Genomic DNA, 20,115 nt, shown 5'->3' on the forward strand with positions numbered 1-20,115 from the left:
GATTGTATGCGGAAGGAAGGGTTGGCGAATAGAGTAAAAGTCTTTATAAATAATATGAAAAGAGATGCTGAATTCAAATCAGCATCTCTTATTATACATTTAAATCTGACAAATAAGGAAAACTGTACTGGAATTGAGATAATTGCACGAGAATTAGATTAATTGCACGAGAGTTGAGATAATTGCACGAGAATTAGATTATATGCACGAAAATCAAATTACCTACCAAAAATCAAACTTTATCTTCATTACTAGCTGTTTTATCCTCAATCTCTTCTACAATTGGTTCCTCTTCTTTTTCCTGAATAAGCTGCTTAACTAATTCGCGATTTTTCTTTGATACCAACATATACAGGGTATCACCTGCAAAGATTTTCGTGTCGCCTCGTGGTGTTATCAATTTTTCATCTCGAATGACAGCGGTAATTAAGGAATCGGTAGGGAGTGAGATCTCAGTAAGTTCTTTACCTGATAGAGCTGCATTTTTACTTACGACTAACTCAATCATTTCATTATGCGTTTTTCCGATTGAGATAAGTTCAAGACTGTGTGGAACGATTTTCGTCTCTCCTTCTGATAATTTTAAATAGTTAGCCAGGGGAGTGATGGTTGCTCCCTGTAGCAAGGCAGAAGTAAGCACGACGAAGAAAACAACGTTAAAAATGAGACCATCATTTTCTATGCCTGCCATCATCGGATAGGTGGCAAGAACAATCGGTACAGCACCTCTTAGGCCAGCCCATGAGATAAAAAGCTTTTCATTGAAAGTGAATTTAGAGTTCAACAAACTCAAATAAACACCAATAGGTCTTGCCACTAACATTAGTAAAAAGGACAATGCAATTCCTTGCCATGCAATATGAACGAGTTCATTTGGGAACACGAGTAATCCTAATAAAATAAACATGAGGATTTGTGCCATCCATGCAAACCCTTCATTGAATCTTACTATAGCGTGTCGATAGGTTAAATCAGCATTTCCAATTAAAACAGCCATCACATACACAGCAAGTAGTCCGCTAGCATTTAGTAATGTTGTTGAACTATAGGCGAAAATCGCCAAAGCAAGTGATAGTACTGGGTACAAGCCTGATGAATCTAAATTGATTTTGTTGATAAACCAAACCGAACCCTTACCAATAAGTATTCCCATCAGTAGACCTAAGCCCATTTGCCAGAAAAAGCCAAGAATTAAGTTCATCAATTGAGCTTCGGGGTTTTGTATTAATTGGATAATGGCAACTGTCAAAAAAATGGCCATTGGATCATTGGATCCAGACTCAGCTTCTAAAGTAGTCGTAAGTTTCTGGCGGATGTTCTTTGTTCCGATAACCGCAAATACTGCAGCTGCATCGGTAGAGCCAACAATTGCTCCGAAAAGGAAACCTTCGAGCCAGGAAAGACCCAAAATGTACTTTGAAAAAATGCCAATGATGACGGTTGTCACAAGAACTCCGATTGTAGCTAGAGAAGCGGATGGAAGTAAAACCTTGCGAACGTTTTTCCATTTTGTTTGTACACCACCATCAAACAAAATAATAATGAGAGCAAGTATTCCGAAGGCTTGAGTTAGCTCTGCATTATCATAATAAATATAATGGCTTGCGATCATACCTACTGCAATGAACAAAACAAGTGAAGGTAAACCGAGTCTAGAGGAGAATTTGGCAGTGAGAACACCGATGATTAAAAGGATTGATAAGATAAAGATTGAACTGTCGATCGAAAATGTCACGAAACGTACCCCTCATTCTATTTTATTTTTTATAAAACATCTCCTTCCATCTACAGTTAATTATATCACTAAATGCATGTTTTCATGGGTTGTGGTGCCTTGAATGATTAGCGTTCTATTTTATAAAGAGACATAGGCAAGTATGTTTACTAAGGTAATAGCAAATTATATCAAAAAGGAGGTGTTTTATGAGCGGCTCAACAACTGCAAAACTTACAGCATCAGAAATAGCTTCTCTTTGGACAAGTTATTTAAACGACAGTATGGCAAAGTGCGTGCTGGGTCAATTTTTACAGCATATTGAAGATGAAGCGATTCGGTCGGTCGTTCAATTTTCATATGATTTGTCTGTAAATCATTTAGAAAGACTTAAAGTAATTTTTCATGAGGGAGATCTCCCACAGCCTATTGGCTTTACTGAGGAAGATGTTAATCTTGGGGCATCGCGATTATTTACAGAGATCTTTTGCTTGACCTATGTTTGTCATATGTCAAAGGTGGGTATGCTTGCCTATAGTGGATTTGTGTCAATGAGTGCAAGGGAGGATCTACGAGAATATTACATAGCTGGACTAATAGAATCGGCTAAGCTCTATAACGAGAGTACCGAAGTAGCTCTTTCTAAAGGAGTATTTGTCCGGTCACCATTTGTCGAGGTGGCAAAGCATATCGAATTTATTGAGGATAAGGGGTATATGAGTGGGTATAGTTTGTTAAAAAAACAACGGACACTGAATGCAGTGGAAACATCTCATTTATGGATTAACATTCAAACAAATTTAATGGGAATGAAGCTTGCTCTAGCATTTGCCCAGACTTCCACTAGTAAGAATATTCAAAATTACATGTTGAAAGGTAAAGATATATCTAAAAAACATATGAAGATTTTTTCATCGACTCTTCTTGATAGCAATATACAACCACCCATGCCTGCTGATATATCAATAACAAACTCAACAACCCAGACATTTTCGGATAAATTAATGATGTTTCACATGACATTGTTAAGTGCTGCTGGAACAGGGAATTACTCAACAGCTGCTGTTGCAAGTCAACGAAGTGACCTCGTCATAAACTATGAGCGATTAAGTGTTGAGGTTGCCCAATTCGCAGCAAGTGGAGCTAATATAATGATTAAAGAGAAATGGCTGGAACAACCACCAGGAATGTATGACAAAGAAAAAATGGCACAGTTGAAATATGACCCAGAGTGAGAATTCGTTCATTTGAAAGGGGAAGAGAATGAAAAAAATGTATCGTATCTTCTTATTTTTATTTGGCTTAGGTATCCTAATGTCAACGTTTGTTTCAGAGGTGAGTGCTGAAGTTACCGGTTCTGCAGAGGGAGATCTTGCACCAGAAATCGAGCTAAATACTCTGACTGGGGAACAAATAAAGCTTTCCTCTCTAAAGGGGAAAACAGTAATCGTGAACTTCTGGACAAGCTGGTGTACCTATTGTCAAAGTGAAGTCTCGGAGCTGAATTCTTTTTATGAGTCGACAAATCATCAAGAACTGGAAGTCCTAGGGGTGAACATTACCTCTTCTGAAAAAAGTATCCAGCAAGTTGATCAATTTGTGAAACAGTATAAAATGAACTTTCCTATTCTACTTGATAAACAAGGAGAAGTAGCAAAATCGTATCGAATTATAGGCATTCCTACGACCTTTGTCATTGATGGGAATGGTAGGATAAAACGAAAGCTCGTCGGTCCAATTACTAAAGAAATGCTTCAAACACTCTGACTCGCTGATAAGGGTCAGAGTTATTCTGTTTTAAAAATGGATTCGTTTTGCTTTCCAGTCCCTTTGCATGTGAAACATTTGAGGTTAACGGGGAATAGAGGAAGAGCTTTTATCTTTCCGGTTCCATTACACGACTTACAAATCACAACGATTGCCAAATCGCCCCCTCCTTTCTGATCATAAACGTTCTTCTGTTTATTTTCGGAAAGATTCCAATGTTTCATACCTATGTGGTTAGAAAAAGATAACGTACTTTGCTTTCTATCTATTTATGTCGGTTTTCGTGATTAGATGCACTTTTTTGGGTGAAATATTGTAGGGGCTTTTTCAAATAAAAAAGCGACGCTCGAAAGATGTGCACCACTTTTTACGCACTGTCGAGTATTTGCAATAAGTCCTCACATTTTGTCGAAACGTCGATAAAATGAAAATTTCGTAGATAAAACATCTTCACATCAAAAAAACGACATTCTAGCAATGGAAATTTCCACACAATGAGGAATAATCATGTGTAAAACCACGATCAGAGTGAAGAATTAGTATTTTTAAAAAAAACCGTTACTATCCTTTAAACGACAGCATTATTGGCTTTATCAACTACTTATGTACAACATTTTAAAAGGCAAAGAACACCTTCTATTTATAAGCGCATATGCTATGCCTAAGGCATTTCAAGGCGCCCTGGGCTTTTGTTATATCCCGAAATTTAACTAAGTGTTCTTTTAATGGAATCTGGTTTGCGTTACAGGTTCTTTTTTGTCGTTATCATGTTTATCCAGCCTCATTAAAAGGGAAGTCACTGTATAGAATGATTTTCATTATTAATAATAATAATTATCATTTACAAATTATAATTATTATTATTTGAAAATATACATGGATTTGGTATACTAATACATATAGTAATAGATATAGTGCTTGTGATAACGGATATAAAGGGGTTTGTGCTGCTTGTGAGTCGGATTTTTATAGTTTAGTAACCGTTTTGAATATGATTATAATTCTCAGTTAAGAGGTGGATAATGTGGGAGCTAATGTTAAAGTTATCAACGAAAATGAAATACATTCTCAACAGAGAAGTGCTTTTTTTGAAAAATTGAAAGAGCATGCAGAACTAATAGGAGCTCTGCTTTCTGGAGTTCTAATTTTGATCGGATGGGTTATACAGCGAGATGGAAGCGACATGTTATCCGTAGCTTTATTTATCACCGCTTTTCTAATCGGAGGCTATGCGAAAGCAAAGGAAGGCATAGAAGAGACGATATCTGAAAAAAAATTAAACGTCGAATTGCTGATGATTTTTGCAGCAATAGGTTCTGCAATGATTGGATACTGGGTGGAAGGGGCGATTTTAATTTTTATCTTTGCTTTAAGTGGTGCCCTTGAAACCTTTACAATGAACAAAAGTCAGCGGGAGCTTTCGGCGCTAATGAGCATTCAGCCTGAGGAAGCACTGCTTTTAGAAAATGGAAAAGAACGAATGATTTCTGTATCAGAACTACAAGTAGGTGATGTAATCTTAGTGAAGCCAGGAGAGCGGATCCCAACGGATAGTGTCCTTTTAACAGGACATACAAGTATAGATCAGTCCGCTATTACAGGGGAATCAATGCCTGTTGAGAAAAAAGTAGATGATCACGTTTTCGCAGGAACCGTCAATGGGAACGGTTCAATTACGTTAAATGTGACAAAGCTGAGCACCGAAACGCTATTTCAAAAAATTCTAGACCTTGTTCAATCCGCACAATCTGAAAAGTCTCCCTCGCAACAGTTTATCGAAAAATTCGAAGGAACGTATGTAAAAGGTGTCTTGGTCACAGTAGCTGTTATGATGGTTTTACCACACTTTGCACTAGGGTGGAGCTGGAGTGAAACCATTTATCGAGCAATGGTTTTAATGGTTGTTGCCTCACCATGTGCGCTAGTTGCGTCGATTATGCCAGCAACTTTGTCTGCTATTTCCAACGGTGCACGAAACGGACTGCTTTTTAAAGGTGGAGTTCACTTAGAACGTTTAAGTAAAACAAAGGTTGTTGCTTTTGATAAAACAGGGACCTTAACAAAAGGGGAGCCCGTAGTAACAGATGTCCTCATTGCAGATCGTGTTAATGAGAGTGAGTTTTTTGGGAATATTCTTTCCATTGAAAAGCAATCCAATCATCCGTTAGCAAAAGCCATCGTACAGGACATCGAAAAAAAACATCCAGATTTGACAGCTAAAATGATTTCTGTTAACGAAAAATCAGGATTCGGAGTAATTGCACGATTAAATGGAGAAGAATGGACGTTAGGTAAGGCAGATTTAATTGGACGGGATTTAACAGAATCTTTCCAAGAAAACATTGGCAACACGCTTGCTCAGCAAGGAAAAACGATCGTATATGTGAAGGATGAACAAGGAATTGTCGGCTTACTTGCTTTAAAAGATGTAGTACGCGAGGACACAATCAAGGCAATTCAAGAGCTTAAAGCTGCTGGAATTCGAACGGTCATGCTCACAGGTGATAGTGAGACAACAGCAACGGCAATCGCGATCGAATCTGGGATTGATGATTATGTGGCGGAATGTTTACCCGAGGATAAGGTAAAGCAAATTCAAGCACTTGAAAAAAAATACGGATCCGTCACGATGATCGGCGATGGAATTAACGATGCACCAGCACTAGCAACAGCAAACGTCGGAATTGCTATGGGTGAAGGTACAGATGTTGCACTTGAAACAGCTGATATTGTCTTGATGAAAAACGAACTAACAAAACTAACAAAAGCGGTGGAATTATCAAGAAAAATGAACAAAATTGTCAAACAGAACATCATCTTTTCAATGATCGTCATCTGTTTGTTAATTTGCTCAAACTTCTTACAAATCGTCGACCTCCCATTAGGAGTTATCGGACATGAAGGAAGCACGATTTTAGTCATTCTAAATGGATTACGGTTGTTGAAAGCTTAATTTTTTCTGTGGAGTTGTGATATTTTGGATAAAGTCAAAATTTAGCGTTTTTGTCAAGAAATCGATATAATACTAAATTCGAAGATAAAAGTGCTTAACCCGAAGAAAAAAGCCGTTTGATTTCAGGTTAGAAATCAAACGGCTTTAAATAATTTAGCCTTTTCTCACAAACCCTGGCAATTTTGTATGTCCCATTTCCCTTACATAGACAAAAAGACTACCTTTGTGGTGAATTTCGTGATCCATCGCTACTTGTAGTAAACCTCGGCCAGAAATTTTCATGCCAAAGATTGCTGTTAGATCAATGACTCTATCTAACTCTTCAACGGTTAAAGATTCTAGCAGATTTCTAGTTTCGCTCGTATAAAGCTCTGCCACAGCATTCAAGTCCGTCTCATCCACCTCAAGCTTTTCTCTCATAGGTGATGCGTCTCCTCGTTTTACAACCGCCACAAATTTTTGGAATGAAGACAACATATGTGTAACTAAAGCACGTGCTGGCATTGAAGTTTCAGTTGGTTTGTATTCAATATGTTCCTCTCCAATTTTTGAGATTAGTTCAATGGTTACGCTACGATGTGCCATAAAATAGTTAATGAATTTGCTTGTCTGACTCATTTTGATTCCTCCTTTTTGTACAGCCCTTATCATTAGTATTATTGATGTAGTTGCAAAATACCTTTAATTTAAAAAATCCCATCAACATAAACGGATGGGATTTCCTAAATTTCAGTTAATGGCTTGATTCTGGATGAGTATGTGTGTCATCGTCTTCATCGGGACGTCTACTTACGATAATGTACGCACTTATGAAACAGCAAAAACCAAGAATCCATCCGCATACTGAACTAAAGTAGAAATAATTGATTAAAGACATCCCTATAAAGGGCGAAATAATACCAAGTATGCAAAGTACGGCGATTGATTGCCGTTTAAACCAATGAAGCACGAAAAACACTCCTTAGCAAGTAGACAGAATATGTATGATTTTATTATACAAGAAAAAGTTCAATTGTCGAAAGAATGACTCGTATTTAACAAGAATTTAACAAGAATTTAAAACATTCCTCAGTTAAAGAGAGCCTTTTTAAATAAAATACGATCCGTCCATTTGCAAAATATCTTTTTCCATACTTCTCATTCTCAAAGAACAGAGATAGAATAATAGAAAGAATTAATTTTAAGTGGAGGGGTGGTTAAGTTGAAAAAGCTTTTTCCATTAGGCTATTTACTATCAATCGTTTTTATTATGATTGGCATTTTTTATTTTTTCGCATCCAATTGGCCGGGGTTTGATCGAATCGAACGGGTAGGTCTTTCAATTGGTTTGCTCTTATTCATTTATTTTATGAGCCTGATTTCGGGTAAATATTTAACCAATGAACCAAAGTTCCCTCGGTGGCTGTTAGTGGGTGCTGCTCTATCATTTGGAATTAGTGTTGCACTGATTGGGCAAATTTATAATTCACATGCTGACAGTTATATGCTATTTGCGATATGGTTACTTCCAACGCTTTGTTTAGCACTCATCACGACTTATACCCCATTTTTTCTACTCAGTTACGCTTTATTTCTCCTGACCTATTGGTTTTATATGAACCCCTCAACTGTGTTTATTTATCGAACAGAGCTTGAAGAGTGGGGAATTTATCTGGGAATGGTTTTAATCAATGGTGTCCTTTTTGCGTTAACCTATATAAAAGGATTTCAAATTAACACACTTCGCTACGTTTCATATGTAGTTATGCACGTTTTTTTAATTGTGTCGACGGGCTACAAGTTATTTGAACCTTATAGCTTTTGGATGAACTTTGTTTATTTGCTCTTCTTCGTTATCCTATTTGGCTGGCTCTTAAATAAATGCAGTGATCGCATCATTAGTCTTTTGACGTTTACAATGGCTGGTGTCTTTTTACTAGTCAAATATTTTGAGCTTGGCTATCGCGTCACAGAATTAATCGGCGAGCTTGGCTTTTATTTATTTTCAGCAGTAGGTGGGTTCCTCGTCTTAATCGGCGGAATATTCCTTGCGATCAAAATTTCAAAACAAAAAACGAATGAAAATTCTACGGCTGTCAAAGTGTTTAAACATAGCTTAATTGTGATTGTCACGTTAACGACTTCGATCATTTTCACGACCAGTATTGGTGGATTTCTGTATTTAGTGACTCAGTCAGCGTATAGTATCGTTTGGTTGAGTACGACGTTTTTAGTAGTCGGAGTGCTTTTGAAAAAACTGCCGCTTGCAGCCAGATATACATTATTGATAACAGGTTTCTTTTCTTCACTAGCAGGCGCTTTTTTCATAAACGAAGGGATCACACTTTTTTATGCAATTCTCTCGTTGGTTATTTTGGTTCGTGTAAAAGAAAGATTGCTGCAATTTTTCAGCTATACGTTGTTTATGCTCTGTACACTCGTTTTATTATTTGTACACTTAGAATTTAATGAGAACTTTCGACTAATCTTACTAGGAGTTTCGCTTTCCCAATTCATTGTTGTTTCGTTTGGGAAAGGATGGGTTTTGACCAGAAGCATTAAGCCTTTCGCATTTCTGTACGGATATTTATGTTTATATCCTACCGCATTTCTTGGTGGAACATGGCAAGAAACGATAGGTTTTCAAGTAATTTATCTCGTCATCGCAAGTCTTTATCTACTTGTATATACGAAAGAAAGCAATCGTTTGTATGGAGGGATAAGTTGGCTGTTTCTTGGCTTATTCTTTATTGGACTTTATTATGATTACGCATGGAAGCTACTCCATAAATCGCTGACTTTTGCCCTAGTTGGAATGCTCCTCTTTGTGATTGTAAAAGTGTTTGACCGTGATAAATTGGTCTCTGAAGCTATTTTTTCAAAAAAGAAATCGCTGTTAATCGGACTTGTTGCATGTTGTCAACTTCTTTTGCTCGGAGTACAAACGTATACGAATGAACAACATTTAAAAAATGGCAAAGAAATTGTTTTAGAGCTAGAACCGATTGACCCGCGCTCGGTCCTACAGGGAGATTATGTAAGACTAAACTATGACATCAGTAGTATACCTGAGCAAAAAGATATTCATAAAAACGGTTCGCGACTGACGCTGCTCCTAAAGAAAAACGATGAGGGAATTTATCAAAGCACCGGAAAAATCTTCGATGGTACTGTTGATGTAGAAAAATTAAATGTAGCAGACGATGAAGCGCTGATCACAGGCAAATATGATGGCTATCAGCAGCTGAACTTTGGGATTGAAAACTTCTTTGTAGAAGAGGGGACAGGAACTAAGCTTGAGCAGAATGCCAAATTGGCAACAGTGAAGGTATCGAAAAAGGGAGATGCGCTATTAGTGGATGTAGAATAGAGAAAAAGAAGCCCCTGTTACGATTAATTAGCGTAACGGGGGTTTTCTTATGGTTTCAAAATCACTTTAATACATTCATCCTCATGATCATTAAACATTTGATAAGCTTCACTCGCTTTATCGAGCGGTAGTTTATGAGTAATGATTTCGGTCGGATCGATCTCACCTTCAACAATTTTATCAAAAAGAAATGGCATATAGTGGATTACTGGTGCTTGACCCATTTTTATAGTAATGTTTCGTTCGAAAAAATAACCGAGTGGAAATCTGTTATACATGGAGCCGTATACCCCGGTTAGTTGAAGTGTACCAAATTTCCGGACTGCCTTTGTCGCAATTTGAATAGCACTTAATGTTCCACCTTGAAGTTTTAGCTTTTGCTCGATCGCTTCTGTGGTTGATTTCTTTCCGTCCATTCCAACGCAGTCGATGACAATATCCGTTCCACCGTTTGTTATTTCTTTAATATGTGCACCTGTATCATCTAGCTCAGCGAGGTTCAGTGTTTCAACATTGTTGATTTTTTTTGCATGATTGAGTCGGTAGGGAAGATAATCAACCGCGATGACTCGTTTGGCACCTTTCATCCATGCAAATTTTTGTGCCATCAAACCAACAGGACCGCAACCAAGAACAGTAACTGTATCGCCAGCCTTCACACCAGCATTGTCGACGCTCCAATAAGCGGTAGGAAGAACATCAGACATTAAAAGAAGTGCGTCATCCTCTAGTTCACATGATTCAGGAACGACAAATGGAACGAAATTACCGAATGGTACTCTTAAGTACTCTGCTTGACCACCAACGTATCCACCGTAGCGTTCAGTAAAACCTAGATATCCACCCATATCAACATGTGGGTTAGGGTTGGAATTATCGCATTGACTTTCTAAATCATGTTCACAATAAAAGCAATGACCACATGATATGTTAAAAGGAAGAACAACTCTGTCACCTTTTTTAACCTTTGTCACCTCAGGTCCAACCTCTTCGACGATTCCCATTGGTTCATGCCCAATCACATAATCCTTTGTCGCCTGTAATGCTCCTAGATAGATATGAAGGTCAGAACCACAAATTGCTGTTGAGGTAATTTTAACAATAATGTCATCTTTATTTTGAAGGGTTGGATCCTCTACTTGTTTGACTTGAATATTCTTTGCTCCCTGGTATGTAACAGCTTTCATACCGAACCTCCTAATGACTATGGAATTGTACCCATATACCCATTATTCTCTTTAAAATCTTCCTTTATTAAAATTGTTTTTCACCTGATCTTCATTTGTAGGTTCGTCCTTTCCATTCATACCCTGTTTTCTTTAGCGAGGCGAGCATGGAGGCGAACATAATTGCAATGAATGCTCCTGCGGAAAAAGAAATTGCCAGAGACACGAACAGGCTTTGCTTTGTTTGAAAATCAATATAGGCCTTTTGTAAAATGATAAGTAGCAATGACGAGAAAAATATCACGTTAAATGTTCCAAAAAAAAAGAAGAATAAGTGCACCATACAGAAAAAAGAAAACAGGAAGAATATAAAAGTTGACATAAAAGATGCAAAGAAAGACTGCAAAAAAAATCGGCCTCCCAAAACCAGGAAACACATTTTTCTTAAATCTATTCCAAACTTCGTGATTACTTTTGTAATTAAGCACCCTTTATAAATGAGGCAACTCAGCATGTGTCCTCAATCCACGTAAAAAAAGAAGTGGAATGAGTTTCTCCTAAAGTCGCCTCAATCAATTACCCAATGTTTCGCTTGAACTTCAATTCGTTTTCGAGAATTAAATCTGCTGTTAGCTGTCCTGATAACGTGACCATTGGGACGCCACCACCTGGATGTGTTGAGCCACCGACAAAGTATAGGTTTTGTAGAACACGACTTTTACTTGGGATTTTAAATCCACCATTTTTCTTGCGATCAGTGACAACTCCGTATATCGAGCCCCCGTTTGAACCATAAAGTTCCTTTATATCATTCGGTGTAAAGCTGTATTCGAACTCAATATTCTCTTTTAGATCTTTAAGTCCCATGCGTTCTAACTTATTTAGAATCACTTCTCTGTAGTCGTCCTTTTTCAACTCCCAAGATTCCCCTTCTTTAAGCGGAGGAACATGAGTTAAAACAAATAAGTTTTCTTTTCCATCAGGTGCTTGAGTGGCATCTGACTTCGAGGAGATTCCAACATATACAGTTGGATCATCAGCTGAAACGCCTTCGTTAAAAATTTGCTGAAATTCCTTTTTGGAATCTTCTGAAAAGAAAAAGTTATGATGTGTTAAATGGTGATATTTTTTATTCACACCTAGAAGCAAAACAAGACCAGAAACCGTTGGCGAGAATTTTTCAAGCTCTTTTTTACCTTGATTGATGTAGGAATACTCATTTAATAGTGTCTCATACGTTGGAATTGCTTCCAAATTAGAGACAACTAAATCAGCTTCAATTACGCGACCGTTTTCAAGCTCAACTCCAGTTGCTCTTGAGCCAATCGTGACAATTTTTTCAACCTTTGCACCAAGCTTAACGTCGACGCCTAATTCATGTAAAACCTTTGACATAGCTTCAGCGATTTTGTACATACCACCCTCAACGTAATAAATACCTAGCCCAAGCTGAACATGTGTTAATTGTGATAAAACGGCTGGTGCATGATAAGGGGAAGACCCAATGTACATGATTAGAAAGTTGAATAGCTGTTGGATTTTTTTATTTTTAAAATATTTTTTCGTGGATTGATCCATCGTTTTCATAGGATCCATGGCTAACAATTCTTTTACCGAATGCATTGGGCGCAAATCTTGAATCCCTGAAATGCTTGTTTTATAAACACTCTTGAGACTATATTCATACATTTTACTGCAATATTGCAAATAACTAAGCAATTCATTTGCGTCTTCAGGTGAAATGGCCTCTAACTGCTTGAGCATTTCAGGTAAATCACTCGTTAAATCAATTGTTGTTCCATCTTCAAAAAAAGTTCTCCAGCCTGGCTCAACTCGGACAATGCTCAGGTAGTCTGAGAGATTACGATTCGCACTTTGAAACAGCTTTTCTAGCACCCATGGCATTGTTAAAATCGATGGACCTGTATCAAAGGAAAATCCTTTGCCACCTCGTTTGTTAAGTTTTCCACCTAAGCGTTCACCTTTTTCTAAAAGGGTTACTTCGTAATTATCAGCTGCAAGCCGAATTGCAGCCGACATTCCACCTAGTCCTCCACCAATCACGACGACTTTTTTATTCATACTAAACTCCTCCTCTTATGAGATTTGCATTTTTTGACTAAACTGAGTTGTAAAAGTAGGGAGTGACTGAATGGAATTGTCCTACTTCAGCATTCCATTGTTCCCATCCTTTATCTTTCATAAAAGGAAACGCGATAATTATTGAAACGATCTAGAATGGTAAAAAAAGTGAAATGAATGGGTATTTTTATCGACAGGATGCGGAAAACACGCTAGATAACTTTATTGATAAAGGGGTTAAGAAAATGTATGTAATTATGGTCGGATTGTTAGTGGGAATCGGCTTAGTCTGGTATATTCCAACTTTAAATAAGTACCCACATCGAGAATTAATCGATCGATTACAAGAGGTATCGATAATCATCCCGGCAAGAAATGAAGAGAAGAATTTGGAGCAATTATTACCTTCAATTCTCCGCCAAAATGAAAAAATAAAAGAAATCTTAGTTGTAAATGATGACTCTACAGACTTAACTAGGGAAATTGCGATCAAGTATGGCGCCACGATCATTGATACTCCTACACTTCCAAAAGAATGGCTCGGAAAGTCTTGGGCTTGTTGGACAGGGGCTCAGCAGGCTAAGGGAGAGCTGCTTCTTTTTCTAGATGCAGATGTGACGTTAGAAAAAAATGGCTTAGTCCGGCTTGTTGATGCATTTGATCGCCAATATGAGCGTGGAATTCTTTCGATACACCCCTTTCATAAAATCGAACATTGGTATGAATCGCTATCGGCTTTATTTCATTTAGTTGTGTTTGCTTCGATTGGTGCCTTTCAAGTTTTTTCATCACAAATGAAGTCAAATGGTGGCTTTGGGCAGGTTTTACTCTGTAAAAAACGTGACTACGAAGCCTGGGGTGGACATGAAAGAATCAAGCAGGAAGTGGTTGAAAACATGGCTTTTGCACAACATGTCTCAGAGCAAGGTGAGCTAGTACGGTGCATGAGTGGTAAAGGCGCTGTATCGATGCGAATGTACCCAGACGGCTTTCAATCGTTAGTTGACGGGTGGAGCAAGAGCTTTGCATCTGGTGCAAACTTGACACACCGATCTTTCCTTCTTTTAATTGGTATTTGGATGATCGCATTGTTCTCATTCATCTCGAAAGTAGGAACTTTACTCACGCAGGAATGGTGGATTTATTGCGCGCTATATTTAGTTGCAGCTCTTTTGCTGTATCTAGATTTGAGAAGAATTGGGACCTTTAGATTTCTTGATACGCTAATTTTTCCAGTACATTTAGTCTTCTTTTTATATGTTTTTGTAAAATCATTGCACAGAACATTTTTCCAAAACAGAGTCGTATGGAAAGGCCGAGACATCACGATTCATGCTACACAGGAAGGAAAGGCAGATGATTGAGCTTAGCCCATCTCTCACAATTGCGTTGAATTTTTACGCGTGGTTGTTTATCCATCTTTTTGTTTCATACGGTTGTTTTCTAGCAAAATCAGTAAGGCTGTTTATTTTTATTCAGCGCTACAATCGAATTCGGTTAAAGAGAGTTGTTTTCAAGGAGAAGTTTAGCTGAGGATGGATTTGTTATCGAAGGCAGGTCTTTTCAAGTCGATTAACGATCGTGTGTAAAGGATTTGTGCTTATCGTCTTCGCTTGCTATCATTAAAGAAACAGCAACGAAGGACGTGACGAAAATGGAAAAACGTTTAGAACAGGTAACAAGCTGGCTTAAAGATCAAAATATTAATATGGCATTTATAAATTCAACTGAAAACGTATTTTACTTAACCAATTTTTATACAGATCCGCACGAACGGTTAATGGGTTTGTTTATATTTCAAGACAAAGAACCGCTATTTGTAGTCCCTAGTATGGAAGTTTCTCAAGCAAAAGAAGCGGGCTGGCACTCCGATATTTTGGGCTATGGTGATCACGAAAATCCATAGGAGCTTATCGCGAACGCCTTAGTAAAAAGACAAATAGGTAAGCTAGAAAAAGTGGCAATTGAAAAAGATACTTTATCTTATAGTCGGGCTGAAAGTTTGCTAGATTTATCAAAAGAAATTGAGCTAGTATCGCTTCAAGAAAAAATGAACGAATTGCGACTGATTAAAGATGACAGGGAAATTGCCATTTTAAAACAAGCAGCAGAGCTTGCCGACCTCGGTGTTCAAATTGGAGTGGAAGCATTAAAACAAGGTGTTTCGGAAATGGAAGTCCTTGCGACAATTGAGTATGAGCTGAAGAAAAAAGGGATCCGTGAAATGTCTTTCTCGACAATGGTTTTATTCGGCACTAAATCAGGTCAACCACACGGTAATCCAGGTTTAACTGAATTGAGTTCTGGTGATTTTGTCCTGTTCGATTTAGGTGTCGTCCTTGATGGATATTGCTCAGATATTACCAGAACGTTCGCTTATCAATCATGCTCTGACAAACAACGTGAAATGTATGAAACTGTCCTGCAGGCCGAACTAGCAGCTTTAGAAGCAAGTAAACCTGGAATTAGAATTGGTGACCTGGATTTAACCGCAAGAAAGATTATTACGGATGCGGGCTATGGTGAATTTTTCCCACACAGACTAGGACATGGACTTGGCATTAACGTCCACGAATTTCCTTCTATGAGTCACACAAATAATGGACTGCTAAAAGAAGGAATGGTCTATACAATCGAACCAGGAATCTACGTCCCAACTATCGGTGGAGTTCGAATTGAAGACGATGTCGTTATTACAAAAGAAGGTTATGAAACATTAACAAAGTATCCAAAGGAATTGCAAGTAATTAAATGATCACAATTAGGCGCCTGTTTTCCACCGCTTTAGCGAAGTGGGGAACAGGCATTTTGTTTGTTCTATTTTTATAATAAATTCAAAATTTAAAATAAAAGCGTTTACAAAAATAAGATTACTCGATATACTATGAATACGTATTCAAAAGAGGGGTGATATGTTGGAGAAATTAGCGGTAATAGGTTGTGGAACGATGGGGTATTCAATTACCTTATGCGCTGCTTGGGCAGGTATAAACGTCAAAATGCAAGGAATTAATGACGCTGACATTGACCGCGGGTTGTCAAATATCGATGGAAAATTAAAGGTACTCGTGAAGAATGGAATTGTTTCAGAAGCAGAAGTTGAAACGATTACCGAAAGAATATCAGTTACAACTTCACTTGAAGAAGCAGTTAACGAAACAACATTTATTATTGAAGCTGTCCCAGAAGACCTTAACTTAAAAAGAGATTTATTTAAAAGGCTAGATGGTTTATGTGAAAAAGATGTTATATTAGCAAGCAACACATCTGGACTAAGTCCTTCAGAGATTGCTGAAGAAACGAGTTTCCCAGAACGAACAGTTGTTACCCACTTTTGGAATCCTGCTCATCTTGTGCATCTTGTAGAAGTGGTGCGTGGGGAAAAAACGAATGATTCGACAGTCAAGCGTTCAATGGATTTAATGATTCAAATGAGGAAAAAACCGATAGAAGTAAAAAAAGAATCGCTAGGTTTTGTTGGTAACCGTCTGCAATATGCCCTTTTTCGAGAAGCACAATTTATTTTAGAAGAAGGAATTGCATCAAAAGAAGACATTGATGCAGCTGTAACATATGGAATTGGACGAAGACTTCCAGTAACGGGTCCACTTGCATCAGCCGACATGGGTGGTCTTGACGTGTTCAGTGCAATCTCTAATTATTTGTTTGAGGATCTTTGTAACGCTGACAAGTCTCTTCCTATTTTAGAGCAACTCGTAAAAGACGGAAGGCTAGGAGACAAAACGGGAGCGGGATTCTATTCTTGGGATGCTACTTTTTCTAAAAAAATGAATCATAAAAGAGAACAAGAGCTCATTCACTATTTAAAGCAAGATTTAGAACTTGAGAATTGATAGATTTTAAGGAAAAGAGGTTCACAGGTGAAGTACTTTCCAGACCTTGAAAATAAAAAAGTCATTGTTACTGGTGGAAGTAAAGGAATAGGGAAGGATATTGCTTTATCTTTTGCTGAACACGGTGCACAAGTAATCATTACTGGTAGAGATATAGACTCCCTTGAGCAAGCAACTCATGAACTCAGGAGATATCAACCAACATGCAAGTATGTTGCGGCGGATATCTCTAAAACAAAAGAAGTTTTCGAAATGATTGATACGGCTGCCGAGCACTTGGGGACAATTGATATTCTCGTGAACAATGCAGGATTGAATATTGCAAAACCCGCACTGGAGGTTACCGAAGAAGATTGGGATAAAGTACTTGATACGAATTTAAAAGGTGCTTTTTTTGCTTCACAACGTGCTGCTAAATATATGATTCATAATAAAGCAGGAAAGATTATTAATATCGCTTCACAGATGGCTTTTGTTGGCTACTTGAACAGAGCAGCCTATTGTTCGAGTAAAGGGGGAATCGTCCAGCAAACGAAAGCACTTGCCATTGAGTGGGCACCTTACAATATAAATGTTAATGCAGTAGCACCTACCTTTATAAAAACAGATTTTACCGAGAAAATGTTTGAAGATAAAGCATTTGAAAAGGATGTATATCAGCGCATACCACTGGGTAGATTAGCAAGCCCGCAAGATGTAACAGGTGCTGTTTTATATCTTTCTTCTAATCTAGCCAATTTTGTAACAGGCGAGACGATTAAGGTTGATGGCGGCTGGACCGCAATATAGTTTTTTTACCTATTTTTGAATACGTATTCAAAACCAAACTATAAAAACTAGGAGTGAACGACTATGGCTACATTTTTGAAAAAAGGCAAAAGTGAAATGGAAATTCAGGAAAATGATTCAAAGATTCAGCAAACAGTAAGCCAAATTATTAAGGATATTGAAGAAAAGGGCGATGAAGCAGTACGAGTGCTTTCCGAAAAGTTCGATAAGTGGTCACCAGAAAAATTTCGGTTAACTGAAGAAGAAATCCAAGAAATAGTAAGCTCAGTTCCAGAAAAAACGATTGAAGATATAAAATTTGCTCAACAGCAAGTGCGAAATTTCGCGACTCTTCAAAGAGAATCGATTCGTGATATTGAGGTAGAAACATTACCTGGAGTTTTCTTAGGACATAAAAACATTCCAGTGAATAGTGTAGGCTGCTATATTCCGGGTGGGCGCTATCCAATGGTTGCATCCTCACATATGAGTATACTGACCGCGAAAGTAGCTGGAGTAAAACGTGTAATTGCATGCACACCTCCAATTAATGGAGAAATCCCAGCAGCCTCTGTAACAGCTATGTATCTTGCAGGTGCAGATGAGATCTACCTTTTAGGTGGCGTTCAAGCAATGACGGCTATGGCAGTTGGAACTGAAACGATTGAACCCGTTGACATGCTTGTAGGTCCAGGGAATGCGTTTGTGGCTGAGGCGAAGCGCCAACTATTCGGAAGAGTGGGGATTGACCTATTTGCAGGACCAACAGAAACGCTAGTAATTGCTGACGAAACTTCGGATGCTGAAATGGTTGCGACTGATATTCTTGGACAAGCAGAACATGGACCAACATCTCCAGGTGCACTTATTACGACTTCAGAAGCACTAGCACATGAAACAATTAAGGAAATTGAACGCCAACTAGAAACGTTACCAACTGCTGATATTGCGCGCGTTGCTTGGGAAGATAACGGTTCAATCATTATCGTTGCCGATGAGGAGGAAGCGGTAATCGAAGCAAATAAACTAGCTTATGAACATGTTGAAATTCTTACGAAAGACCCTGATTATTTCCTTGAAAATATGACGAATTTCGGTGCTCTGTTCTTAGGACCTGAAACAAATGTTGCCTATGGGGACAAGGTAATCGGTACAAATCATACTCTTCCAACGAAGAAGGCTGCAAGATACACAGGTGGATTATGGGTAGGGAAATTCCTTAAAAACTGTACGTATCAAAGATGTACACCTGAAGCTAGTGTCATGATTGGTGAGTATGCAGAACGCCTTTGTGAACTAGAAGGGTTCATGGGTCACAAGGAACAGGCATCTTTACGCGTGAGACGTTACGGTAAAAAGGATCAATAATATGATATAATTTTCTTTTGCTTACGTAAGGTAGGAGGAATGTATCGTGGATAAGAAAAAGGTTACAGCACTGGATGTTGCTAAGATGGCAGGTGTATCACAGCCTACCGTATCTAGAGTGTTTGGAACAGGTGCAAATGTATCAGAGAAGAAACGAAAAAGTATCCTGGAAGCAGCTAAAGAATTAGGGTATCAGCCTAATGCAATTGCTCGAGGTTTAATTACAAATAAAACGAAGATCATTGGGATTGTTATGCGGAATGTTCAGAATCCGTTTTATCCTGAGGTTCTTGATCGATTTTATACTCAGTTAGCGAATAAAGGCTATTACTTACTTTTTATTAACTCGGAGAACGAGCAGATTCAAGAAAAAGAAATAAGCCAATTGATCGAATATAACGTTGAAGGTGTTATCATCACCGATGCTTCGTTATCATCTACAGCTGCTGATCGATTTGCGCGAAATGGAAAATCGGTTGTGCTTTTTAACCGGTATATAAAGGACACTCAATACAGTGCTGTATTCTGTGATAATTATTCTGCTGGATATGATATAGGGACGATGTTGGTTGAAAAAGGACATAAAAATTTAGCCTTTATATCAGGTCCACCGAATACATCAACAACTATTGATCGAAAAAAGGGGTTTGAAAAAGCTCTTTTAGCAGCAGGTATTACTAGCTTTCCGGTTGTAAATGGTGAATACAGCTATGAAGGTGGATTTAAAGCAGCTCAGAAGTTACTGCTCGAGCATAAAAACATAGATGGCATCTTTTGCGGAAACGATATATCTGCATTCGGGGTAGTAGATGCTGTTCGAAAATTAGGGTTTAAAATTCCTGAAGATCTCTCAATCGTAGGTTTCGATGATGTTAAGATGTCTAGTTGGTCTAGCTATTCGTTAACGACTTGGAAACAACCTATAAAAGAAATGGTTGAGGCAGCAGTCAGTATTTTACTGAACTCTATTAATAGTGGCCACGAAACACCTACTATTCAATCCTTAAAAGGCGAGCTTATCTTAAGAGATTCTGTTAGTGATCGAAGATAGAGATATGAGTTAGTTCGTGTAAAAACAGACGACTATCGTAACA

Annotated in this window: 13 protein-coding genes and 1 pseudogene; 10 read left to right on the forward strand and 4 right to left on the reverse strand. The window is 38.0% G+C overall.

All coding sequences use genetic code 11. The features are described from left to right. Nucleotides 1-232: 232 nt before the first annotated feature. On the reverse strand, nt 233-1,735 hold the full coding sequence (locus tag ACFFIX_RS04030; RefSeq protein ID WP_378930776.1) for a potassium/proton antiporter: 1,503 nt from the start codon (nt 1,733-1,735) through the stop codon (nt 233-235). 188 nt (nt 1,736-1,923) lie between these two features. Between ACFFIX_RS04030 and ACFFIX_RS04035 the strand changes: the two genes are divergently transcribed. The 3 genes from ACFFIX_RS04035 to ACFFIX_RS04045 all read left to right on the forward strand — a co-directional run bounded on the left by ACFFIX_RS04035 (nt 1,924) and on the right by ACFFIX_RS04045 (nt 6,434). Next, a complete protein-coding gene (locus tag ACFFIX_RS04035; protein ID WP_378930779.1) occupies nt 1,924-2,949 on the forward strand; it encodes a DUF3231 family protein in 1,026 nt (341 codons plus the stop codon). A gap of 28 nt (nt 2,950-2,977) precedes the next feature. Continuing rightward, entirely contained in the window at nt 2,978-3,481 is a 504-nt protein-coding gene (locus ACFFIX_RS04040) for a TlpA family protein disulfide reductase (protein ID WP_378930781.1), read from the forward strand. 1,024 nt (nt 3,482-4,505) lie between these two features. After that, nucleotides 4,506-6,434: a heavy metal translocating P-type ATPase gene (locus tag ACFFIX_RS04045; RefSeq protein WP_378930783.1), complete on the forward strand. Its 1,929-nt coding sequence runs from the start codon at nt 4,506-4,508 to the stop codon at nt 6,432-6,434. A gap of 153 nt (nt 6,435-6,587) precedes the next feature. Here the strand turns inward: ACFFIX_RS04045 and ACFFIX_RS04050 are convergent, their stop codons facing one another. Continuing rightward, nucleotides 6,588-7,052 carry a DinB family protein gene (locus ACFFIX_RS04050; protein WP_378930785.1) on the reverse strand — a complete coding sequence of 155 codons (465 nt, stop codon included), beginning with the start codon at nt 7,050-7,052 and terminating at the stop codon, nt 6,588-6,590. Between the two features lie 583 nt (nt 7,053-7,635). On the opposite strand from ACFFIX_RS04050, the gene ACFFIX_RS04055 reads away from it, so the two are divergent. Further along, the gene (locus ACFFIX_RS04055; RefSeq protein ID WP_378930787.1) at nt 7,636-9,783 is read left to right on the forward strand and encodes a GDYXXLXY domain-containing protein; all 2,148 of its coding nucleotides are present in this window, start codon (nt 7,636-7,638) and stop codon (nt 9,781-9,783) included. A gap of 47 nt (nt 9,784-9,830) precedes the next feature. Here ACFFIX_RS04055 and ACFFIX_RS04060 read toward each other — a convergent pair whose 3' ends face one another. Both ACFFIX_RS04060 and ACFFIX_RS04065 read right to left on the reverse strand, forming a co-directional pair. Beyond that, on the reverse strand, nt 9,831-10,970 hold the full coding sequence (locus tag ACFFIX_RS04060; protein WP_378930788.1) for a zinc-dependent alcohol dehydrogenase: 1,140 nt from the start codon (nt 10,968-10,970) through the stop codon (nt 9,831-9,833). A 555-nt stretch (nt 10,971-11,525) separates the two neighbouring features. Continuing rightward, nucleotides 11,526-13,031 carry a phytoene desaturase family protein gene (locus ACFFIX_RS04065; protein WP_378930790.1) on the reverse strand — a complete coding sequence of 502 codons (1,506 nt, stop codon included), beginning with the start codon at nt 13,029-13,031 and terminating at the stop codon, nt 11,526-11,528. A gap of 173 nt (nt 13,032-13,204) precedes the next feature. On the opposite strand from ACFFIX_RS04065, the gene ACFFIX_RS04070 reads away from it, so the two are divergent. The 6 genes and pseudogenes from ACFFIX_RS04070 to ACFFIX_RS04095 all read left to right on the forward strand — a co-directional run bounded on the left by ACFFIX_RS04070 (nt 13,205) and on the right by ACFFIX_RS04095 (nt 20,072). Next, the gene (locus tag ACFFIX_RS04070; RefSeq protein ID WP_378930792.1) at nt 13,205-14,395 is read left to right on the forward strand and encodes a glycosyltransferase family 2 protein; all 1,191 of its coding nucleotides are present in this window, start codon (nt 13,205-13,207) and stop codon (nt 14,393-14,395) included. A gap of 290 nt (nt 14,396-14,685) precedes the next feature. After that, nucleotides 14,686-15,786, forward strand: a pseudogene (locus tag ACFFIX_RS04075) (M24 family metallopeptidase). A 157-nt stretch (nt 15,787-15,943) separates the two neighbouring features. Then, nucleotides 15,944-16,885: a 3-hydroxyacyl-CoA dehydrogenase family protein gene (locus ACFFIX_RS04080; RefSeq protein ID WP_378930795.1), complete on the forward strand. Its 942-nt coding sequence runs from the start codon at nt 15,944-15,946 to the stop codon at nt 16,883-16,885. A 27-nt stretch (nt 16,886-16,912) separates the two neighbouring features. Next, on the forward strand, nt 16,913-17,674 hold the full coding sequence (locus ACFFIX_RS04085) for an SDR family NAD(P)-dependent oxidoreductase (RefSeq protein ID WP_378930797.1): 762 nt from the start codon (nt 16,913-16,915) through the stop codon (nt 17,672-17,674). Between the two features lie 63 nt (nt 17,675-17,737). Continuing rightward, a complete protein-coding gene (hisD, locus tag ACFFIX_RS04090) occupies nt 17,738-19,021 on the forward strand; it encodes a histidinol dehydrogenase (protein WP_378930799.1) in 1,284 nt (427 codons plus the stop codon). Between the two features lie 46 nt (nt 19,022-19,067). Beyond that, the gene (locus tag ACFFIX_RS04095) at nt 19,068-20,072 is read left to right on the forward strand and encodes a LacI family DNA-binding transcriptional regulator (RefSeq protein WP_378930802.1); all 1,005 of its coding nucleotides are present in this window, start codon (nt 19,068-19,070) and stop codon (nt 20,070-20,072) included. The last annotated feature ends 43 nt before the right edge of the window (nt 20,073-20,115 follow it).

It is taken from the genome of Metabacillus herbersteinensis, assembly GCF_042433335.1.
GTDB classification, from domain to species: Bacteria; Bacillota; Bacilli; order Bacillales; family Bacillaceae; genus Metabacillus; species Metabacillus herbersteinensis.

What these genes read in the sequence shown, in the direction of transcription:
- ACFFIX_RS04060 (WP_378930788.1), bottom strand. Translation starts at nt 10,970, where the DNA reads ATGAAAGCTGTTACATACCAGGGAGCAAAGAATATTCAAGTCAAACAA.
- hisD (WP_378930799.1), top strand. Translation starts at nt 17,738, where the DNA reads ATGGCTACATTTTTGAAAAAAGGCAAAAGTGAAATGGAAATTCAGGAA.
- ACFFIX_RS04065 (WP_378930790.1), bottom strand. Translation starts at nt 13,031, where the DNA reads ATGAATAAAAAAGTCGTCGTGATTGGTGGAGGACTAGGTGGAATGTCG.
- ACFFIX_RS04050 (WP_378930785.1), bottom strand. Translation starts at nt 7,052, where the DNA reads ATGAGTCAGACAAGCAAATTCATTAACTATTTTATGGCACATCGTAGC.
- ACFFIX_RS04070 (WP_378930792.1), top strand. Translation starts at nt 13,205, where the DNA reads ATGAATGGGTATTTTTATCGACAGGATGCGGAAAACACGCTAGATAAC.
- ACFFIX_RS04035 (WP_378930779.1), top strand. Translation starts at nt 1,924, where the DNA reads ATGAGCGGCTCAACAACTGCAAAACTTACAGCATCAGAAATAGCTTCT.
- ACFFIX_RS04080 (WP_378930795.1), top strand. Translation starts at nt 15,944, where the DNA reads ATGTTGGAGAAATTAGCGGTAATAGGTTGTGGAACGATGGGGTATTCA.
- ACFFIX_RS04040 (WP_378930781.1), top strand. Translation starts at nt 2,978, where the DNA reads ATGAAAAAAATGTATCGTATCTTCTTATTTTTATTTGGCTTAGGTATC.